General features: G+C 70.4%; 15 protein-coding genes. 6 read left to right on the forward strand and 9 right to left on the reverse strand.

What is annotated here, in order from left to right; translation table 11 throughout:
• Positions 1-30 precede the first annotated feature (30 nt).
• Positions 31-1,266: a macrolide-inactivating glycosyltransferase gene (gene mgt / locus OG707_RS31960; protein WP_329124504.1), complete on the forward strand. Its 1,236-nt coding sequence runs from the start codon at positions 31-33 to the stop codon at positions 1,264-1,266.
• 6 nt (positions 1,267-1,272) lie between these two features.
• Here mgt and OG707_RS31965 read toward each other — a convergent pair whose 3' ends face one another.
• Positions 1,273-3,555 carry an MMPL family transporter gene (locus OG707_RS31965; RefSeq protein ID WP_329124506.1) on the reverse strand — a complete coding sequence of 761 codons (2,283 nt, stop codon included), beginning with the start codon at positions 3,553-3,555 and terminating at the stop codon, positions 1,273-1,275.
• A gap of 202 nt (positions 3,556-3,757) precedes the next feature.
• Between OG707_RS31965 and OG707_RS31970 the strand changes: the two genes are divergently transcribed.
• Positions 3,758-4,309, forward strand: coding sequence for a DUF1697 domain-containing protein (locus OG707_RS31970; protein ID WP_329124507.1), 552 nt, complete (start codon positions 3,758-3,760; stop codon positions 4,307-4,309).
• Here OG707_RS31970 and OG707_RS31975 read toward each other — a convergent pair.
• The 3 genes from OG707_RS31975 to OG707_RS31985 are packed head-to-tail and all read right to left on the reverse strand — an operon-like array spanning position 4,293 to position 6,863.
• Positions 4,293-5,168: a transglutaminase-like domain-containing protein gene (locus OG707_RS31975; protein WP_329124509.1), complete on the reverse strand. Its 876-nt coding sequence runs from the start codon at positions 5,166-5,168 to the stop codon at positions 4,293-4,295. The genes OG707_RS31970 and OG707_RS31975 overlap by 17 nt on opposite strands.
• 58 nt (positions 5,169-5,226) lie before the next feature.
• Positions 5,227-6,024, reverse strand: a complete 798-nt coding sequence (locus OG707_RS31980; RefSeq protein ID WP_329124511.1) for an ABC transporter ATP-binding protein — start codon at positions 6,022-6,024, stop codon at positions 5,227-5,229.
• Entirely contained in the window at positions 6,021-6,863 is an 843-nt protein-coding gene (locus OG707_RS31985) for an aldo/keto reductase (protein WP_329124513.1), read from the reverse strand. Before OG707_RS31985 ends, OG707_RS31980 begins: the two co-directional genes overlap by 4 nt.
• Before the next feature lie 131 nt (positions 6,864-6,994).
• Between OG707_RS31985 and OG707_RS31990 the strand changes: the two genes are divergently transcribed.
• The 4 genes from OG707_RS31990 to OG707_RS32005 all read left to right on the forward strand — a co-directional run bounded on the left by OG707_RS31990 (position 6,995) and on the right by OG707_RS32005 (position 12,188).
• Positions 6,995-7,741, forward strand: coding sequence for a hypothetical protein (locus tag OG707_RS31990; RefSeq protein ID WP_329124515.1), 747 nt, complete (start codon positions 6,995-6,997; stop codon positions 7,739-7,741).
• A 60-nt stretch (positions 7,742-7,801) separates the two neighbouring features.
• Entirely contained in the window at positions 7,802-8,800 is a 999-nt protein-coding gene (locus OG707_RS31995) for a ketopantoate reductase family protein (protein WP_329128091.1), read from the forward strand.
• A 69-nt stretch (positions 8,801-8,869) separates the two neighbouring features.
• Positions 8,870-9,454, forward strand: coding sequence for a TIGR03086 family metal-binding protein (locus OG707_RS32000; RefSeq protein WP_329124517.1), 585 nt, complete (start codon positions 8,870-8,872; stop codon positions 9,452-9,454).
• Between the two features lie 124 nt (positions 9,455-9,578).
• Positions 9,579-12,188: a right-handed parallel beta-helix repeat-containing protein gene (locus OG707_RS32005; RefSeq protein ID WP_329124519.1), complete on the forward strand. Its 2,610-nt coding sequence runs from the start codon at positions 9,579-9,581 to the stop codon at positions 12,186-12,188.
• Position 12,189: 1 nt separating this feature from the next.
• Here OG707_RS32005 and OG707_RS32010 read toward each other — a convergent pair whose 3' ends face one another.
• The 5 genes from OG707_RS32010 to OG707_RS32030 all read right to left on the reverse strand — a co-directional run bounded on the left by OG707_RS32010 (position 12,190) and on the right by OG707_RS32030 (position 17,311).
• Positions 12,190-12,939: a sirohydrochlorin chelatase gene (locus OG707_RS32010; protein ID WP_329124520.1), complete on the reverse strand. Its 750-nt coding sequence runs from the start codon at positions 12,937-12,939 to the stop codon at positions 12,190-12,192.
• Positions 12,940-12,947: 8 nt separating this feature from the next.
• Complete coding sequence (locus OG707_RS32015) at positions 12,948-13,838, reverse strand: ABC transporter permease (protein ID WP_329124521.1); 891 nt, start codon at positions 13,836-13,838, stop codon at positions 12,948-12,950.
• Positions 13,825-14,613: an ABC transporter ATP-binding protein gene (locus OG707_RS32020; protein WP_329124524.1), complete on the reverse strand. Its 789-nt coding sequence runs from the start codon at positions 14,611-14,613 to the stop codon at positions 13,825-13,827. Before OG707_RS32020 ends, OG707_RS32015 begins: the two co-directional genes overlap by 14 nt.
• A 33-nt stretch (positions 14,614-14,646) precedes the next feature.
• Positions 14,647-15,756 carry an aliphatic sulfonate ABC transporter substrate-binding protein gene (locus OG707_RS32025; protein WP_329124525.1) on the reverse strand — a complete coding sequence of 370 codons (1,110 nt, stop codon included), beginning with the start codon at positions 15,754-15,756 and terminating at the stop codon, positions 14,647-14,649.
• 214 nt (positions 15,757-15,970) lie between these two features.
• The gene (locus OG707_RS32030; protein ID WP_329124527.1) at positions 15,971-17,311 is read right to left on the reverse strand and encodes a sulfate adenylyltransferase subunit 1; all 1,341 of its coding nucleotides are present in this window, start codon (positions 17,309-17,311) and stop codon (positions 15,971-15,973) included.

The raw sequence follows: 17,311 nt of genomic DNA on the forward strand, positions 1-17,311 counted from the left end.
GAGACGTCTCGTCTCGTTTATGGTCGTGGCATGACTTCAACGCCGCGTGCCCATATCGCCATGTTCTCCATCGCCGCCGCCGGGCACTTCAACCCGAGCCTCGAAGTGATCCGGGAGCTCGTCGCCCGGGGGCACCGCGTCACCTACGGCATCCCCGCCGCCTTCGCCGACAAGGTCGCCGAGACCGGCGCCGAACCGGTCGTCTACACCTCGACGCTCCCCACCGACGACGACCCCGATGCCTGGGGCGCGGAGGCGATCGACTACTTCGAGACATTCCTCAACGACGCGATGCAGGTCCTGCCGCAGCTCGTCGAGGCGCACGAGGGCGAGGGCGGCGTCGGCGTCCCCGACCTCGTCATCCACGACATCTCCTCGTACCCGGCGATCGTGCTCTCCCGCCGCTGGGGCGTCCCCGACGTCTCGCTCTCCCCGAACCTGGTCGCCTGGGAGGGGTACGAGAAGGAGGTCTCCGAGCCCATGGTCGCCGGACTCATGGCGACCGAGCGGGGCCGCGCCTACTACGCGCAGTTCAGCGCCTGGCTGGAGTCCAACGGCATCGACGAGCACCCCGACCCCTTCGTCGGCCGCCCCCGCCGCTCCGTCGTCCTGATCCCCAAGGCGCTCCAGCCGAACGCCGACCGCGTCGACGAATCCGTCTACACCTTCGTCGGCCCCTGCCGGGCCGAAGGGGTGGAAGGGGCCGAAAGCGCCGGCCAGGGCGACTGGCGGCGCCCCGCAGGAGCCGACAAGGTGCTGCTCGTCTCGCTCGGCTCCGCCTTCACCAAGCAGCCCGGCTTCTACCGCGCGTGCATCGAGGCCTTCGGCGACCTGCCCGGCTGGCACGTCGTCCTGCAGATCGGCGCACACGTCGAGGAGTCCGAACTCGGCACGATCCCCGGCAACTTCGAGGTCCACTCCTGGGTCCCGCAGCTCGCGATCCTCCGCCAGGCCGACGCCTTCATCACCCACGCGGGTGCCGGAGGCAGCAGTGAGGGGCTCTCCACCGGGACCCCGATGGTCGCCGTCCCGCAGGCCGTCGACCAGTTCGGCAACGCGGCCGTACTCCAGGAGCTGGGTGTCGCCCGTCACGTACCCGCCGAGGAAGCCACCGCCGAGACGCTGCGCGAGGCGGTCCTGGCCGTGGCCGGCGACCCCGAGGTCGCACGCCGTCTCGCGAAGATCCGCGCCGAGATGGCGGGCGAGGGCGGCACGAAGCGGGCAGCCGACCTCATCGAGGCCGAACTGCCCGCTCGTCAGAGCTGACCGGGGTCAGACCTTCACGCGCCGGTCCGGTTCGTCGTCGTCCTTCTGCAGGGGTACGGAGACGGCGCCGGACTCGGCCGGGAGGGCGACCGCCTCGTCGTGCGTGAGGTCGGGCAGCCACCGCAGCCACTTCGGGAAGTACCAGTTGCGGTCGTCGAGCAGTGCCATGACCGCCGGGAGCAGCACACCCCGGATGATCGTCGCGTCGATCAGTACGGCGGCCGCAAGGCCCACGCCCATCTGCTTCATGGACTGCATCGAGAGCGTTCCGAAGATCGCGAAGACCGCGACCATGATGACCGCCGCGCTCGTCACCACACCGGCCGTCGTGACGACACCGTGCTGGATCGCGTCCCGGGTGTTGCGCCCCTGCACCCGTGCCTCACGGATCCGGGAGACCACGAAGACGTGGTAGTCCATCGAGAGCCCGAAGAGGATCACGAAGAGGAAGAGCGGCAGCCAGGAGATGATCGCGCCGACCCCCTCCGCGCCGACCAGGGAGGCGCCCCAGCCGTGCTGGAAGACGGCGGTCAGGATGCCGTAGGCGGCGCCCACCGACAGCAGGTTGAGGATGATCGAGGTGACCGCGATCGTCAGCGACCGGAAGCAGAGCAGCATCAGCAGGAAGGCGAAGACGACCACGAAGGCGAAGACCGGGACCACCGAGCCGACGATCTGGTCGTTGAAGTCCTTCGACCCCGCGACACTGCCCGTGATCGGGGCGCTGACCCCGGAGACCTTGCCGAGGGTGTCGGGGCGGACGTGGTCGCGCAGCAGTGCCAGGCTCTTCTCCGCCTTCTTCTGGTCGGAGCCGCCGACCAGCGGTACGTCGATGGTCGCCACGTTCTCCTGCTTGTGCACGGTCAGCTCGACCGGGCCCTGAGAGGCACCCGAACTGATCGCCTGCGTACGGAAGTCGGTGATCGCCTGCCGCACCTCGGGCGCGTTGATGTCCTTGGCGCTGATCACCACATTGGCCGGGTCGGCGCCGCCCGGGAAGGCCGCATTCACGCTCTGGTACGTCACGACGATGGGGAGCTTGTTGCCGAACTCCTGGTCCAGCGTGAGGTTCTGGGTGTGCATGCCCACGGCGGGCAGTGCGATCGCGGCCAGCGCGCCCGCCGCCACGACCAGGGCCATCTTCGGCCTGCGCAGGACGGCGCCGAGCACCGCACGCCAGATCCGGCTCTCGCCGTTGCCGTTGGACTTGCCGCGCTTCATCCGGTTCAGGAACGGGATGCGGCCCTTCTCGACCCGCTCGCCGAGCAGCGAGAGCAGCGCGGGCAGTACGGTCACGGAGCCGACCATCGCCACCGCGACCACCATCAGCGAGGCAAGCCCCATCGCCTTGAACTCGGCGATACCGGTGAAGAGCATCCCCGCCATCGCGACACAGACCGTCACACCGGAGACGATGATCGCCCGCCCGGAGGTGGCCGCCGCGATCCGCATCGCGGTCTGCGCGTCGCGCCCGGCCGCCCGCTCCTCGCGCTCACGCCGCAGATAGAACAGGCAGTAGTCGACACCGACGGCCAGACCCACCAGGAGCATCACCGAGTTCGCGGTGTCGCTCATCGGCATCGCATGGCTGACGACGGCCATCAGGCCCATCGTCGCGATGATCGCGGAGACCGCCAGCGCCACCGGCAGCAGAGCCGCCACCAGCGCGCCGAAGGCGATCAGCAGGATCCCGAACGCGACCGGCACGGCGGAGAGTTCGGCCTTCTCGAAGTCCTTGCCGAACGCGTCGCTGAACGTCTTGTTCATGCTCGCGCTGCCGATCTCCTCGATCCGCAGCTGCTGGTGCTCGCCCTGCACCTTCTTCACCGCGTTCAGGACCGGATCGATCCGGTCCGACGCGGTGTCGGCGTCACCCTTGACATGGAACTGGACCAGCGCCGAACGCCCGTCCTTCGATATGGACTTGGTGGCGTACGGCGACTTCACCGAGTCCACCGCTCCCGTGTCCGTGACCGCCTTCATCACGGAGTCCACGGCCCGGTGGAACTCGGCGTCGGTGGCCCGTGCGTCCGTCCCCTTCGCCTGGACCAGTACGGTCTCGCCGGCCGGCTCCTTGAGCCCCGCGTCGTCGATGATGCTCGCGGCCTGGCTGGTCTCGCCGGACAGCCCGTCGCTCTGGTTGACGTCCGCACGGCCCACCGCAGTGCCGATCCCCATCGCCAGCACCACGAAGAGCACCCAGATGCCCACTGCGGCCCAGCGGTGCCGGGCGCTCCAGCCTCCGGCCCTGGCGGCCAGGCCGCGCACCTTCGTATCCCCAACTGCCATGACGGCCCTGCCCCCTTGATGGCGGTGACGGCACTGCGCCGCCTCACATTCCGAAGGTATGGGCGCGATAAGACCGTCTCGTCGTACTCCCTGCTGAACCCGGGGCCGTCCTTCTCCTCCCTGCGGTGGGGGTGCATCCCTACCAGGGCGGACTCGGGCCCCCTACACGTAAAGCGGGCGGAGGCGGTCTATCTTCGTCCGCATGACGACGACGTACGCGGCGCTGCTGCGCGGCATCAATGTGGGCGGCAAGAAGAAGGTCCCGATGGCGGAGCTCAAAAAGGTGCTCTCCGGGCTGGGTCATGGCGGTGTCGCCACGTATCTGAACAGCGGGAACGCCGTCTTCACCAGCGACAGCGACGACCAGGACGCCCTCGCCGACGACCTGGAGCGCGCCATCGCCTCGCACTTCGGCTTCGACGTCCCCTGCCTGGTGCGCGGCGGCCCCTATCTGCGGGCCGTCGCCGAGGACTGCCCCTTCCCGGCCGCCGAGCTCGAGGCCAAGCAGTTGCACGTCACCTACTTCTCGGGGCCGGTCACCGAGGAACGGTTCGCCGGCATCGACCAACAGGCCTTCCTCCCCGAGGAGTTCCGGCTCGGTGACCAGGCGCTCTATCTGTACGCGCCCGACGGCCTCGGGCGCTCCAAGCTCGGGGAGGTGCTGGGCAGGCCTTCGGTCAACAAGGGCATCACCGGCACCTCCCGCAACTGGAACACCGTCCTCAAGCTGGTGGAGCTCACCGGCGGAGCGTGACCTTCCGGACGCCGTCGTAGGTGGTGTACGAGGTGATCTCGTCCGGGGTGCGCAGCTGGTCGTGCCCCTCGTGGAGCTTCAGCAGCCCGGCGAGCGGACCACCCCGGACCCCGGCCTCCGCGACGGCGTCCAACACCTCCAACTCAGTCTCCGACAGCACCAGTTCGGGCTGGTCCGTCAGCCCCCAGCCGTCCCAGGGCAGCACCTCGACGCGGCAGAGCGCCGCCAGGTCCCGTACGACATTGCTCCGTACGAACCAGGTCCCCGAGATCCCCACGACCTGCACCCCGAACGTCTCGGGGTCGGCATCCCCGCGCCGGATGCGCTGCCAGACCTCGCCCGCGACGAGGAACTCCGAACGCGGGACGTCCAGCGGGTCGAAGTCCGTGGCGTACACCCCGGGCAGCTGCGCGTCCGCCAGCCGCCAGCCGTACGCGGCGTCCCAGTACTCCGTCACCCAGTGGTCGTCGTGGAAGCCCCCTTCGCCGAAGTAGCCCGCGAAGCCGCAGCGGATCCTGGCCGGTGTCCCCGAGGCCCGCAGCAGGGTGCAGAGCAGCAGGGCGAAGTCCCGGCAGGTGCCCGCGAACCGCTCACCGGGGGCGCGTTCCGCGGCGAGCGGTTCGGGGCTCCGGGAGCGGACGATCGCGAGGATGCCGGCGGCGTACCGCGTCTCGGCCTCGTTCCGCCGCTCCTCGGGCAGGGCGTAGCCGAAGAGGCCGCCCTCCTCGCGGTGAATGAGCACGTTCCGTACGAGTGCGGCGAGTTCGCGCGGGCTGCCGGTGGGGAGTGCCGCAGTGTCCGGGGCGCTGAACACGCTCTGGGTGCGGTAGAAGTCGAGCTCTTCCGTGCTGACGGTCATACGTCCTCCTCGGGTCGTCCGGCTGCGACCGAGGATGTGCTCTGCCCCTGGGGCAGGGTCAACGGTCGGCCCGTGCCGCCCAGCGCCCGTCCGTCCGCGAGATCCGTACCGGATGGTCGAAGCACTTGCTGACCCCGTCCGTGGTCAGCACCTCGTCCGCGGGCCCCGATCCCGTGCACCGGCCCTCCCGCAGCAGCATCGCGTGCGTCGTCGACGCGGGGAGCTCCTCCAGATGGTGGGTGACCAGGATCGTCGCCAGCTCCGGGTGTTCGGCGCGCAAGTCGTCCAGGCTGCTGAGCAGTTGCTCGCGCGCGGCCAGGTCCAGCCCGGTCGCGGGCTCGTCCAGGAGGACCAGACGCGGGCTCGGCATCAGCGCGCGGGCGATGAGCGTGCGGCCGCGCTCGCCCTGCGAGAGGGTCGGCCAGCGCGACTCCGCCTTCTCCCCGCCCATGCCCAGCATCGACAGCAGCCGCTCGGCGCGGGCGACATCGGCTGCCGTCGGGGACCAACGCGGCACGGGCTCAATGGAGTTGGTGAGGCCGGTGAGTACGACGTCCCGCACGCGCAGCGGCGAGTGCAGGGGGTGGCGGGGGTTGATGTGGCCCAGCTGCGTACGGAGTTCGCGCAGGTCGACCCGGCCCAGCGTGTGGCCCAGGATCTCCACGGTGCCGCGCGTCGGGTGCGTGACCGCGCCCAGCAGGCCGAGCAGCGTCGACTTGCCTGCGCCGTTCGCACCGAGCAGCGCCCAGTGCTCGCCGCTCCGTACGGTCAGGGAGACCGAGTCCAGGAGGAGCTTTCCGTCCCGTACGACATCGACGTCGTCCGCCCTGATCACCGTGGTGGTGCTCGCTGTCACAGCTCGTTCAGCTCCTTGATCTCGTCCTCGGACAGGCGCAGGGCCGCCGCGTCCAGGTTCTCGTCCAGGTGGGCGACCGACCCGGTTCCGGGGGTCGGCAGCGTGACGGGGGAGTGGTGCAGCAGCCAGGCCAGGGCGAGTTGGCCCCGGGTCGCGCCGTGGTGGTCGGCGATGGTGGCGAGCTTCGACGATGCCTCGCCGGTCAGCGCGCCGTTGGCCAGCGGGAACCAGGGCAGAAACGCGAGGCCGTGGGTCTCGCACACCTTCAGGACGTCCGCGGACTCGCGGTCGATGAGGTTGAAGCGGTTCTGCACCGAGGCGATCCCGGTCAGGGAGAGTGCCTGCTCCAGCCGGTCCGCGGTGAGGGTGTCCAGACCGATGTGCCGGATCTTGCCCTCCTGCCGGAGCGCGTCCAGCGTGCCCAGCTGGTCGGCCAGGGGTACGTCCGGGTCGAGGCGGTGCAGCTGGTAGAGGTCGATGGTGTCGGTGCGCAGGCGGCGCAGGCTCGCCTCGCACATGGCGCGCAGCTGCTCGGGGCGTCCGGCGATGTGCCAGGCGTCGGGTCCCGTACGGACGACGCCGCCCTTGGTCGCGATCACCAGGTCTTCCGCGTACGGATGGAGGGCGTCGGCGATCAGCTCCTCGGCCACGTCCGGCCCGTAGTTGTCGGCGGTGTCGATGAGGGTGACCCCGCGCTCGACGGCCCGGCGCAGGACGGCGAGCGCGTCCTGGCGGTCGCCGCGCGGGCCCCAGTAGCCGGGGCCCGCGAGCTGGGCGGTTCCGTAGCCGAGGCGCCGTACGGGCAGGTCTCCGCCGAGCAGAAAGCTTTCCTGGATCATGCGCCTGACAGTAACGAATAGAAACTTTCCGCCCCCTCTTGCGGTCGGACAGCAACCGCTTACATGCTTCGGGTGAACCCCTCGCTGTGCCCCACCCCAGGAGGAATGACGTGTCTCGTGTTGCCAGGTTCATGACAGTCGCTGGAGCGGCCGGACTGCTCGTGCTCGGTACGGCAGGACAGTCGTGGGCGTCCACGCCGACGAGCAGCTGGACCACGAATGCACCAGGCCCGGTGAGCGAGTTGGAGCTCCCGATGGCCTTCCAGTCGGCGCCCGACGCGGCCGGTATGTACTTCGCGTACTACACGACGCTGGAGAGCGGCACACGGCCGTACGCCGGCTTCCAGCCCAAGCCGGTCGACGCGGCCGGAAACCCCAACCTCCAGGCGGTGTTCAGCTCCTTCAACGCCGCTGCCACCACCACGGACAGCCACTGCAGCTACGGCGCCGACGGGGGTGCGGGCGTGAGCTGCGCCGTTCGGTTCGCGTACACCAAGGGCACGATGTACACCCTCGACCTCAAGCGGGCGAGCGTCACCGGGGACACCCAGCTGATGACGGGCGACGTCGTGAACGCGTCGACCGGCGCTGTGGTCGCCCACATCGGGAGCTTCTCGCTGCCCGCCGCGTCCGGCCGGTTCAAGAAGTCCGACGGCGGCTTCATCGAGCCGTACGTGACGGCGGGCTGCGGCCAGCAGGTCACCGTGACGTACGGGAAGCCGGTCGGCACGGAGGCCGGAGTCAGCACCACGGGCACGCTGCCGACCGTCACCGACCCGGCGTCGGGCAGCTGTCTGAGCACCGCGTCGACGACCACGAGTCAGGGTCGGCAGGTCACGGTGACCGGCAACGCGTTTGGGCAAGCCGTGACCCGGTGACCGTTGCCCGGCCGTGAACTGCCTCCGTAGGCTGGCCATTTGCCGACGATTGGAGTGCGGATGCGCTACATCATCATCGGGGCGGGGGCCATCGGCGGAGTCGTCGGCGGCCGGCTGGCGGAGAGCGGCGCCGACGTGGTGCTCGTCGCGCGCGGGGCGCACTATGAGGCGATCCGCGCGGACGGCCTGCGGGTCGAGGGCCACGAGGGGATGCGGACCCATCCGCTGCCCGTGGTCCGGGGGCCCGAGGAGCTCGAACTCGGCCCGGACGACGTGCTGTTCCTCGCGGTGAAGACTCAGGACAGTGTCGCCGCGCTCGACGCCTGGGCCGGCCGCCCGGTGTCGGGCGGCGGCACGGCGGGCGAGCGACTCCCGGTGGTCTGCGCGCAGAACGGTGTCGAGGGCGAGCGCCTCGCGCTCCGGCGCTTCCGCCGGGTGTACGGGATGTGTGTCTGGCTCCCGGCGACCTTCCTGGAGCCGGGCCTCGTCGGGGCGCCGGGGTCCCCGCTGACGGGGATGCTGCACATCGGCCGCTATCCCTCGGGCGTCGACGAGACGGCCTACGCGATCTCCCGCGACCTGGAGAAGGCGCCCTTCGAGGCACCCGTGGTCCCCGACGTGATGCGCTGGAAGTACGCCAAGCTCCTGGGGAACATCGGCAACGCCATGGAGGCGGCCTGCGGTGTGATGCGCGACGAGATGGTCCCGCTCTATCGGCGGGCACAGTCCGAGGGCCGGGCGGTGCTCACGGCCGCAGGGATCGATCCGATCCCGGACGCCGAGGGGGAGCGCGCACGCGGCGACAAGATCGGCTTCAAGGTCGTGGGCGGCAGGGCTCGCAGCGCGGGTTCCTCCTGGCAGTCGCTCAGCAGGGGTACGGGCACGATCGAGGCGGACTTCCTCAACGGCGAGATCGCGCTCCTCGGCAGGCTGCACGGGGTGCCGACCCCGGTGAACGACGTACTGCAGCGCGTGGCGAACGCGTTCGCGCGCGAGCGCAGGGAGGCGGGCTCGATGCCGGTCGCCGAGCTGGAGGCGCTGGTGGACGAGGAGAGCTGACGGACGGAGGGCGGGCGGTGTCGCATTTCTTCAAGACCGGGGCACCCGCCCGGACCTAGCGTGGCAGTCATGAACACCACGTACCCGTACATGATCGAATGCGCCGCCGAAGCCGCCCGCGTCGCCCGCGCCATCACCCCCGACCAGCTCGACTCCCCGGCCACCCCCTGCGGTGACTGGGACACCCGGGCCCTGGTCAACCACTGGGTGCTCTACACCTCCCACGGTCTGGAGCACCGCGCCCTGCGCACCCCCCTGCCCGACGCGCTCACCGCCCGCGACTTCACCGCCGACCCCGACTGGGCCGAGCAGTACGCCGCCCAGCTGGACCGCGCCGTCGCCGCCTGGGCCGACCCCGCCGTCTGGGAGGGCGACGTCGATCTCGGCGGGTCCGCGATGCCGGCCGCCTCGATCGCCGCGATGGTCACCAAGGAGATGGCCGTGCACGGCTGGGACGTCGCCCGGGCCACCGGCCAGGAGATCCGGATCTCCGACGCGGCGGGGGAGATGCTGCTGGGCGTCGTCGACGAGTACGCCGAGATCTACCGCCAGTACGACGGCTTCGCCGACCCCGTCCAACTCCCCGACAGCGCCACCGCCTTCGAGCGCGCGCTCGCCCACTCGGGTCGTGACCCGCAGTGGAAGGCCAGCTAGTCGTCCGATGAGTGACTCAACTTCCGCACCACCACTAGGGAGTTATTGGCAGAATCATTGACCGTGGCACGTAAAGCATCCTACCTTTCCCGTACCTTACGAGGCTGATCCCACGGGAGGGACGATGCCCGCACCACGAAGAGCCGCGCTTGTGGCGGCTCTTGCCGCAGTACTCACGCTCGGTGTTCCACAGGGCCTGACCGCGGCGGGAGCCGCCCCCGCGCACTCGGCCGACGTCTATGTCTCGCCCCACGGCGACGACCACGGCCAGGGCACTGCCCGCCACCCCGTCCGCACACTGGAGCGCGCCCGCGACCTCGCCCGCGCCCGGTCCGCCCACTACGACGGCGACCTCACCGTCCGCCTCGCCTCCGGCACGTACCGGATGACGAAGCCCCTCGTCCTCGACGCCCGCGACTCCGGCCGGAACGGCCACCGCATCGTCTGGCAGGGCACCGGATCCACCGTCATCAGCGGCGGAAAGCAGGTGTCGGGCTGGAGCCCCGTCCGCGGGCGCCCCGGCCTCTACTCCGCGCCCGCGCCCCAAGGCCTCACCGACACACGGCAGTTGTACGTCGACGGAGTGCGCGCCCAGCGCGCCAGGGGCGAGGTCCCCGTCGACCTGACGGTCACCCCGACCGGGTACACCGCCTCCTCCGACACCATCGCCCACTGGCGCCACCCCTCCGACGCCGAGTTCGTCTACACCAGCGGCGAAGAGCTCTGGAACGTCGAGCGCAACGGCCTCGGCCAGTGGACCGAACCGCGCTGCCGCATCGCCTCCGCCGAGGGAACCACCCTCACCATGGTCCAGCCGTGCTGGGACAACTCCACCAAGCGCGTGGAGTTCCCCGACATCCCCGGCCGGACCGTCTCCATGGTCGGCCCGGGCAAGCTCACCAACAGCGGAAAGGCGTCGTACATCGAGAACGCCTACGAACTCCTCGACCAGCCCGGCGAGTGGTACCTGGACCGCTCGGCGCACCGCGTCTACTACCTGCCCCGCAAGGGCGAGGACCTGCGCCGTGCGGACGTCGAGGCAGCCGCCGCCGAGAAGCTCGTCGACGGCCGGGGAACCGCCGCGGCCCCCGTCCACGATGTCGCCTTCCAGGGGCTGCAGTTCAGCTACGCGACCTGGCTGACTCCCTCGCAGCCCGAGGGCTTCTCCGAGATCCAGGCCGGCTACACCATCACCGGTCCGACCGGCTGGGCCACCCAGGGACTGTGCGGGTTCGTCGAGGGCGGCAGCTGCCCCTTCGCCTCCTGGACCAAGATGCCGGGCAACGTCTCGTTCACGTACGGGCAGCGCATCACCTTCGAGAGCAGCCAGTTCACCCACCTCGGGGCGGCCGGACTCGAACTCGGCACGGGCACCACGGACTCCCGGGTGCGCGGCAGCGTCTTCACCGACATCTCCGGCAACGGCATCGAGATCGGCGGCGTCGACGGCCAAACCCCGGCCAGTGGCGTGGAAGTGACGGACAATCACCTCTACGGACTGCCCCGCGAGTACCACGGCGCGGTCGGCATCCTCAACGGCTACACCCAGCACAACACCATCGCGCACAACCAGCTCGACCACCTCGCCTACAGCGCCATCTCCATGGGCTGGGGCGGCTGGCCCGACAAGATCGGCTCGCCCGCGACGCCCAACGCCAGCCATGACAACGCGGTGCGCGACAACCTCATCTTCGACTACATGCAGATGCTGGACGACGGCGGCGGCATCTACACCCAGGGCCTGACCGGCACCTCCCTCGCCGACGGCGAGAAGGTCACCGGCAACGTGATCCACGACCAGTGGGGCCTGGGCAAGAGCGTCTACACGGACAACGGGTGCACGTACGAGACCGTCGAGGGCAACGTCCTCTATGCCGCCTCCTACGCCAACGTCGCCAGCAGCCACACCGACTACCGCGACCAGCTCGGCAACAAGGACCCGACGCTCGTCAAGGGCAACTGGTGGGAGGAAGGCACCGGGGACGGCGACAACAAGGGCCTGGTGACGACCGGGAACCACATCATCACCAGTCCCGCCGACGCCCCTGCCGGCGTGATCGCAAACGCCGGCATCGAACCCGCCTACCGGGGGATCCTCTCCGCGCGGACCGCAGCCGTCTCCGCCCCCGAGGCGCCCTCCCGCATCGGCACCAGCACGGCCGGCGCGGACGCCCTCCTCGTCACCTTCAACCCGTCGTACGCGGACGGCGGTTCACCCGTCACCGGCTACACGGCGACGGCACTGCGCGCCGACGGCACCGAGGCGGGCGCGGCGACGATCAGCGCGGCCGACTACAAGCGGCTCGCGTACGTACGGATCGACGGGCTGACCGGCGGCCCCTTCACGGTGACGGTGACCGCCACCAACTCCCATGGCACCAGCTCCCCTTCGCTGACCTCCGCCCCGCTCGCCCCGACCGCGGTCACGGCCCTGCCGGCCGCCCCCACCGGGGCGAAACTGCGGACGTCGGCGAACGCGGTCACCGTGGCCTGGACGCCGCCCGCGGCCATGGGCGACGCCAAGGTCATCGGCTACCGCCTCACGGTCTCCGACGGACGGACGATCGAGGTCAACGGGCGTGACGCGCTCGTCGGCCAGCCCACCGCCAAGGGCATGTTCCGGGTGGTCGGCGGTCTGACACCCGGCACGAAGTACACGGTCACGGTGGCCGCGGTCACCGCGGCCGGCGCCGGACCGGCCGCGACGGCGACCGGGACCACCACGGCGGGGTGAGTCAGGCGCTGAGCGCCGGGACGAGCAGAGGAGTACGCGCCTCGTCGTAACGGCTCAGCAGCAGCCGCGCCAACTCCGGCGCGGGGCCGAGCACTTGGGCCAGCACGTCCGCGCCCGCCTCCCGGGCCCCCGTAGCGATACGGTCCGGGAGGCGGCCGGGTGCGATGACGTACGGGGCGACGGCGATCCGCTCGACGCCGCCGGACGCCCGCATCTCCCGTACCGCGTCCTCGGTACGGGGCAGAGCAGCGGAGGCGAACGCAGGCCGCACGGCGCACCAACCGGTGTGCCGCAGCTCCCGCGCAATTTCAGCGATCACTGCGATCGCCTCCGGGTCCGTGGAGCCCGCCGAGGCCAGAACCAGCCCCGTCGAGCGTTTGTCGGCGGGGGTGAGCCCCGCCTCGTACAGCCGGCGCTCCAGCGCCGCGTTCAGCAGCGGCGAAGGGCCGAGGACCTCCGCCTGGTGGATCCGCAGCCGCGGCGGGGCCGCGTTCAGGACCGCCGGGATGTCGGACTTGGCGTGGAAGGCGCGGGTGAGCAGCAGCGGGAGGGCCACCACGTCCCGTACGCCTTCCGCCGCCAGGGACTCCAACACCCCTGATACGGACGGCACGTTGAAGTCCAGGAACCCCGTCTCCACGCGCAGCCCGGGACGCAGCGACCGCACACGCCCAACCAGCGCGTGGACGGTCGCCGCGTGCCGCGGATCGCGGCTGCCGTGGGCGACGACGAGGAGGACGGGACGGGGCATCGGCGTACTCAGCTCTTGACCATCAGACCGCGGCTGCGCAGCACCCGCCGCTCCAGCGGGCTGAAGACCAGCAGATCGATGGCGATGCCGACGATCAGGATCAGGAAGATGGCGAGGAAGACCGTCGACATGCTGCTCGTCTCGCGGCCCTGCTCCAGCAACTGCCCCAGGCCCACGCCCAGATCGGGCGAGGAGGCGATGATCTCGGCGGCCATCAGCGAGCGCCAGGAGAACGCCCAGCCCTGCTTCAGCCCCGCCAGATAACCGGGCAGCGAGGCCGGGAGCACGATGTGCCAGGCGCCCCGCACCCCCGTCGCACCGAGCGTCCGGCCGGCCCGCAGATACAGCGGCGGGATCTGGTCGATGCCCGACACCAGGCCGTTGGCGATCGAGGGGACGGCGCCGAGCAGGATCACCGCGTACATCATCGAGTCGTTGAGGCCGAGCCAGATCACCGCCGGCGGCACCCAGGCCACCGAGGGCAGCGACTGCAGCCCGGACAGGACCGGGCCGATCGCCGCCCGTACGAACTTCACCCGCGCCACGAGCAGTCCCAGTGGGGTGCCGATGACCAGGGCGAAGAAGAAGCCGAGCAGACCGCGCGAGACGGACGTCCAGATGTATTCGAGCAGGGTGCCCTGCGCCCAGGCGTTGGTGACCTCGTCCCAGACCTGTGAGGGCGAGGGCAGTTTGTAGTCGTCGGTGACCTTCGCCCAGATCAGGATCTGCCAGACGGCGAGGACCAGGACGACCGCGACCACCGGCGGGAGGATCTTCTTGACGAGTACTTCGCGCACCGGCACCCGGTGCGACTGCACCGCGTCCAGCGCGTCCAGGCCCGCTTCGAGCCCCGCCAGATCGTCGGCCCTGGCGTCGGCCTTTGTCTCAGTGCTGGCCATGGCGGCGGATCTCCCCACGCAGTTGTTCGGTGATCTCGACCGAGAGCTCCGCGACCGCGGAGTCCTCGATGCGGCGCGGCTGCGGAATGTCCACCGTCCACTCGTGCGCGACCCGTCCGGGCCGCGACGAGAGCAGTACGACGCGCTCGGCGAGGCGCACGGCCTCGCGCACGTTGTGCGTGACGAAGAGGACGGAGACGTTCGTCTCGCGCCAGATGCGGGTCAGCTCGCCGTGCAGGACGTCCCGGGTGATGGCGTCGAGGGCCGCGAACGGCTCGTCCATCAGCAGGAGTTGGCTGTCCTGGGCGAGCGCCCTGGCGAGCGCCACGCGCTGTCGCATACCGCCCGACAGCTCGTGCACCCGCTTTCCGTACGAGCCGTCGAGCCGTACGAGACCGAGCAGCCGCTCCGCCTCCGCGCGGCGCTCGTCCTTCGGTACGCCGCGCAGCCGCAGCGCCAGCTCGATGTTCTTGCCCGCGGTGAGCCACGGGAACAGGGCGTGCTCCTGGAACATCAGGGCCGGCCGGCCGCCCGGGGTCTCGATGGACCCCGAGGACGGCAGGTCGAGCCCGGCGACCAGGTTGAGCAGCGTGGACTTGCCGCACCCGGAGGCTCCCAGGAGGGTGACGAACTCGCCCGGTGCGACATCGAGGGTGATGTCGTCCAGGACGAGCTGGGGCCCGGCGGGGCCGCCGAAGGACTTCGAGACGTGCTCGATCCGTGCCGCGTGCGTCACCGCGGTGCGGTCGTCGGCCTTGGCGAGGGTTGTGGCCATGGTCGTCACCTCCTGGGAGCGGGTGTGCGGTGGTTACTTGACGCCGAGACCGGCGTCGGCGACCGCGGGCTGACCCGCCGCCTTGAGGACCTTGTTGAGCAGCGTCAGGTCGTAGATGCCGGCCAGGTCGGGCTTCTCCAGCAGACCGGCCTTCACCGCGTGGTCCGCCTCGGAGGTCAGCGTCGCGGCCAGCGGGTCGTCCGTCGTCTCGATGGACTTCCATGCCGGGTCGATGACGTCGGTGGGCAGCGCCTTGCCGGAGAGCGTCTTCAGAGCCTCGTTGGCGGAGGCCTTCGCCTTGTCCGGGTTGGCCTTGATCCAGGCGTTGGTGTTCACCGAGCCGCGCAGGACCGCCTCGACGACGTCCGGGTGCTCCTTGAGGAACTTCTGCGACACGATGATGTTGGTGATCACGAACTTCTTGTCGGGCCACAGGTCCGACTCGTCGAGGAGCACCTTGCCGCCTGCGGCGACCAGCTTGGACGCGGTCGGCTCCGGCACCCAGGCGCCGTCGATGGAACCGGACTTGTAGGCGTCGGGGGTCACCTTGTTGTCCGTACGGACGACGGAGACGTCACCCTTGCCGCTGTTCGCGTCGACCTTCCAGCCCTTGGTGGCGATCCAGTTGAGGAACGCCACGTCCTGGGTGTTGCCCAGCTGCGGGGTCGCGATCTTCTTGCCCTTGACGTCGTCCAGGGACTTGATCTTGTCCGGGTTCACGACGAGCTTCACACCGCCCGACGCGGAGCCGCCGATGATGCGCAGGCTCTGGCCCTTGGACTTGGTGTAGCCGTTGATGGAGGGGGAGGGGCCGATCCAGCCGATGTCGATCGACCCGGCGTTGAGCGCCTCGATCTCGGAGGGGCCGGCGTTGAAGGTCGACGCCTTCAGCTTGGTGCCGCCCAACTCCTTCTGGAACAGGCCCTCCTGGACGCCGACCAGTGCGGTGGCGTGCGTCAGGTTCGGGAAGTAGCCGATCTTCACGGTGTCGGCGGAGAGCTTCTTGCCGCCCACGGTGGCCGCGGCCTTCGTGTCGTCCTTCTTGTCGGATCCGTAGCCGCAGGCGGTCAGCGCCACGGCGAGGATCGGGAGGGCGGCGGCAGCGGCGAGGCTGCGGCGCAGGGTGATACGGCTGGCAGGCACGGGAGGTCTTCCTCTCGTTGGCCCGGGGTCAGTTCAGTCCGGGCAGTCGGCAGGTCTTCGGCGGTACGAGTGCAGGTGCATCGGGGCGCGCAGGCAGTGCGCGTACGTCATCACGCACATCGGGCGACCCCGCCCTGTCCGCTGCCGAGGGCGCCGCTGCCGACGCGGCCGCCCTCCTTCGCGAAATCCGTGTAGAAATCCCTGGAACCGGACATCAGAAGTCCCATCCCTCCTCGTCCTGCTGAACGGCTTCGTGGACCTGCCCGGCGGTGGCGGCGAAGGCGTCGCCCGCCATGCCCGCGGAGAGCGTGGTGCCGTCCGCGGGGTCGATGAGCAGGAAGGATCCGGTGCGGCGCGAGTCCGCGTACGCGTCGAGCGCGAGCGGCTCTGCGGTCCGTACGACGACCCGGCCGATGTCGTTGGCGACGAGCTTCCCCGGGTTCGGGTGCTGGGACAGGTCGTCCAGCGTGAGCCGGGACGGGATGTCCTTGACGATCGCCTTGACCGTGCGGGTGGTGTGCTTGAGCAGCACGCGCTGGCCGACGCTCAGCGGCTGGTCGGCCACGTGGCAGACGGTCGCCTCGACGTCCTGGGTGGGCGCGGGGGCGTCGCTGCTCGGGGCGATGAGGTCGCCGCGCGAGACGTCGATGTCGTCGGTGAGGCGGAGCGTCACGGACTGCGGGGCCCAGGCGATGTCGACGCTCTGGCCGAGCGCGTCGATCCCGGCGATGGTGCTGGTGCGGCCGGAGGGCAGGACGGTGATCTGCTCGCCGACGCGGAAGGCTCCGGCGGCGATCTGGCCCGCGTAACCCCGGTAGTCGGGGTGCTCGGCGGTCTGCGGGCGGATCACGTACTGGACCGGGAAGCGGGCGTGGCAGGCGGTCAGGTCGTGGCTGGCCGGGACCGTCTCCAGGTGCTCCAGGACGGTCGGGCCGCCGTACCAGTCCATGTGCGCGGAGGGCTCCACGACGTTGTCGCCCGCGAGCGCGGAGATGGGGATCGCGGTGATCTCCGGGACGCCGAGCGATGCGGCGTACGCGGTGAACTCCTCGGCTATGGCGGCGAATACGGGCTCCGCGTACTCGACGAGGTCCATCTTGTTGACGGCGAGGACGACGTGCGGGACGCGCAGGAGGGCGGCGACCGCGGCGTGCCGGCGGGTCTGCTCGACGACTCCGTTGCGGGCGTCGACCAGGACCACGGCCAGCTCGGCGGTGGATGCGCCGGTGACCATGTTGCGGGTGTACTGCACATGCCCGGGGGTGTCGGCGAGGATGAAGCGGCGCCGGGCGGTCGCGAAGTAGCGGTACGCGACGTCGATGGTGATGCCCTGCTCGCGCTCGGCGCGCAGCCCGTCGGTGAGCAGCGCCAGGTCGGGGGTCTCCTGACCGCGGTTGCGCGACGCGCTCTCGACGGCCTCCAGCTGGTCGGTGAGGATCGACTTGGAGTCGTGGAGGAGGCGTCCTACGAGGGTGGACTTGCCGTCGTCGACGGAGCCCGCGGTCGCGAAGCGCAGCAGGGTGGTGGCCGAAAGGTGCTCGGCGGTGGTGGTCAT

Source organism: Streptomyces sp. NBC_01465, from assembly GCF_036227325.1.
Lineage (GTDB): Bacteria > Actinomycetota > Actinomycetes > Streptomycetales > Streptomycetaceae > Streptomyces.

Bases quoted from the DNA above. Each gene is read 5' to 3' on its own strand.
- mgt (WP_329124504.1), top strand. From the start codon at position 31: ATGACTTCAACGCCGCGTGCCCATATCGCCATGTTCTCCATCGCCGCC.
- OG707_RS31965 (WP_329124506.1), bottom strand. From the start codon at position 3,555: ATGGCAGTTGGGGATACGAAGGTGCGCGGCCTGGCCGCCAGGGCCGGA.
- OG707_RS31970 (WP_329124507.1), top strand. From the start codon at position 3,758: ATGACGACGACGTACGCGGCGCTGCTGCGCGGCATCAATGTGGGCGGC.
- OG707_RS31975 (WP_329124509.1), bottom strand. From the start codon at position 5,168: ATGACCGTCAGCACGGAAGAGCTCGACTTCTACCGCACCCAGAGCGTG.
- OG707_RS31985 (WP_329124513.1), bottom strand. From the start codon at position 6,863: ATGATCCAGGAAAGCTTTCTGCTCGGCGGAGACCTGCCCGTACGGCGC.
- OG707_RS31990 (WP_329124515.1), top strand. From the start codon at position 6,995: ATGACAGTCGCTGGAGCGGCCGGACTGCTCGTGCTCGGTACGGCAGGA.
- OG707_RS31995 (WP_329128091.1), top strand. From the start codon at position 7,802: ATGCGCTACATCATCATCGGGGCGGGGGCCATCGGCGGAGTCGTCGGC.
- OG707_RS32000 (WP_329124517.1), top strand. From the start codon at position 8,870: ATGAACACCACGTACCCGTACATGATCGAATGCGCCGCCGAAGCCGCC.
- OG707_RS32005 (WP_329124519.1), top strand. From the start codon at position 9,579: ATGCCCGCACCACGAAGAGCCGCGCTTGTGGCGGCTCTTGCCGCAGTA.
- OG707_RS32010 (WP_329124520.1), bottom strand. From the start codon at position 12,939: ATGCCCCGTCCCGTCCTCCTCGTCGTCGCCCACGGCAGCCGCGATCCG.
- OG707_RS32015 (WP_329124521.1), bottom strand. From the start codon at position 13,838: ATGGCCAGCACTGAGACAAAGGCCGACGCCAGGGCCGACGATCTGGCG.
- OG707_RS32020 (WP_329124524.1), bottom strand. From the start codon at position 14,613: ATGGCCACAACCCTCGCCAAGGCCGACGACCGCACCGCGGTGACGCAC.
- OG707_RS32030 (WP_329124527.1), bottom strand. From the start codon at position 17,311: ATGACCACCACCGCCGAGCACCTTTCGGCCACCACCCTGCTGCGCTTC.